The 2181-nt window shown below is 43.2% G+C and carries 2 protein-coding genes; both read left to right on the top strand.

Annotated elements, in window-relative coordinates:
• Positions 1-199 precede the first annotated feature (199 nt).
• On the top strand, positions 200-922 hold the full coding sequence (locus tag E5A76_RS06805; RefSeq protein WP_053987410.1) for an SDR family oxidoreductase: 723 nt from the start codon (positions 200-202) through the stop codon (positions 920-922).
• Positions 923-1080: 158 nt separating this feature from the next.
• A complete protein-coding gene (locus E5A76_RS06800) occupies positions 1081-2085 on the top strand; it encodes an acyltransferase (RefSeq protein WP_107166746.1) in 1005 nt (334 codons plus the stop codon).
• The last annotated feature ends 96 nt before the right edge of the window (positions 2086-2181 follow it).

Raw genomic sequence — 2181 nt, 5'->3', positions numbered from 1 at the left:
AGTATTGGTTGGGTGAATAATCAGTGGGATGAAGGTGATTAGATAAACCAATGACATTTGCCCGTTATCCATAGTTTTTTTTAATGATAAGCCTAAGAAAACGATATTTTTCAGTTAGCGTAATTGCGCCTATAGTGAATCCATCAACAACATGCCGGCCTGTTGAATCTTTTTCGCATTACCAAAGTAGGAAAGTCTTATGTCTAAATCTTTAGTTGTTATTACAGGTGCAAGTTCAGGTATTGGTGAAGCGACAGCGCGTCAACTGTCAGCTGAAGGCTACCCATTATTATTACTTGCGCGTCGTGTAGAACGCATGGAAGCAATGAACTTACCTAATACCTTATGTCGTCAAGTGGATATCACTGATGTTGCAGCGGTAAAAGCAGCGATCGAAGAAGCAGAAGCGAAGTTTGGTCCTGTGGATTGTTTGATTAACAACGCAGGTGTCATGCTACTTGGTTTAGCTGATGAGCAAGATCCAGCAGAATGGCAGAGCATGTTCAACGTTAACGTGATGGGGATGTTGAACGGTATTCACGCTGTGCTATCTGGTATGAAGTCTCGTAAACACGGTACTGTGATTAACATTAGCTCCATTGCAGGTCGTAAGACATTCCCTAACCATGCTGCTTACTGCGGTACTAAATTTGCGGTACATGCGATCACTGAAAATATTCGTGAAGAAGTGGCGGATGATAATGTTCGCTTTATCACTATCGCACCGGGTGCAGTAGAAACAGAGCTACTTAGCCACACTACCAGCGATGCGATTAAAGCAGGTTATGAAGAGTGGAAAGAAGGCATGGGCGGTGTGATTGCACCTCAAGATATCGCTAACGCGATTAGCTACGCTTACAACCAGCCACAAAACTTATGTATCCGCGAAATCGTATTGGCAGCAACGCGTCAACAACCATAAGTTTATTAACTGGGGTTAGCATGTCAGTGTGCTGTCAGTAATATTAAAAGCACCACGCTTACTCAATACAGGTTATTGATCCCCTGTTATATTTAAAGAGGAGTTATTGATATCAATGATGTCGATAATTCCTCTTTTTTGTATCAGAGGGAAAGGTGATGAGAGAAAAGGTTTGGTATTTTGATCTGCTGCGGGTAGTTGCTGCCGTTGCTGTCGTGGTGATCCATGTTTTAGGTCCTTATCGGGAACAATTAGGACAAATACCTGATTGGGAGTGGATCACAGCGATCACCTTTAACAGTTTTAGCCGTTGGGCGGTGCCGGTATTTATTATGATCACCGGGGCTTTAATGCTCAGTGATGAGCGTCCATTTGAAGGACGTTATTATTTAAAGCGTCGGGTTGGTAAGGTGCTGATCCCGTTTGTGGTGTGGTCAGTGTTTTATGCGTTTTTCTCTGCGTTTTCCGCTTCAGGCACCAACTTTGCGACTAGTTGGAAGCTACTGACAGATATGCCTTTTCATGAAACCTATTATCACCTGGGTTTCTTCTATTATTTTATTCCGTTGTATTTAATTGTGCCTTTCTATCAATGGGCAATTCAGCGTATGGAGCCGGGGCAAGTGAAAGGTGTGGTCATGGTATGGTTGGTGATCACCGCCTCGTACTTATTCCATATTGATGGGCTGTGGAGTGAAACTTACCTGCTTTACAGTGGCTATTTGATCTTGGGTTATTGCTTGTATAAGTATCACTGGCCGCCAATGGTATTGCTGATCCCATTAGCGGTAGTAGCACTGTTGATCACAGATTATATGGTGGTGAGTCATAGCTTAACCGCTGGCGAATATAAAATTGGGCGCTGGTTATCTTATAAGACAATCAATACCGCGATTGCTGCTGCCGGCGTGTTTGTTTTATGTCGTTATATTAGTGATAAATTGGGTGATACAAGCCGTGAAAGGTTGTCGGTTATTAGCCGTCATAGCTTGGGGATCTATCTACTTCACCCTATCTTTCTATGGCCTGTACGTAATTATGATTGGTACTTTGCCAATCCACTTATCGCCATTCCTTTTTGGACACTGGTAGCGGGGGGGTTAGCCTTTGCCACCAGTTGGCTATTAAGCCGCAGTACCAAAACTGCATGGCTGGTGCCATAAATAGAAAAAGCCTGACACTGTGAAGTGACCCCCAATAGTTGGACACCAATTATTGGGGGTCTTTTATGTCCAAATATAGTCGAGAGTTAAAATGCA

The organism is Photobacterium lucens (assembly GCF_009873615.1).
GTDB lineage: Bacteria > Pseudomonadota > Gammaproteobacteria > Enterobacterales > Vibrionaceae > Photobacterium > Photobacterium lucens.
This window is presented reverse-complemented; position numbering and strand designations above follow the sequence as displayed.

Coding starts and splice junctions, on each gene's coding strand:
- E5A76_RS06805 (WP_053987410.1), top strand. CDS start 200: ATGTCTAAATCTTTAGTTGTTATTACAGGTGCAAGTTCAGGTATTGGT.
- E5A76_RS06800 (WP_107166746.1), top strand. CDS start 1,081: ATGAGAGAAAAGGTTTGGTATTTTGATCTGCTGCGGGTAGTTGCTGCC.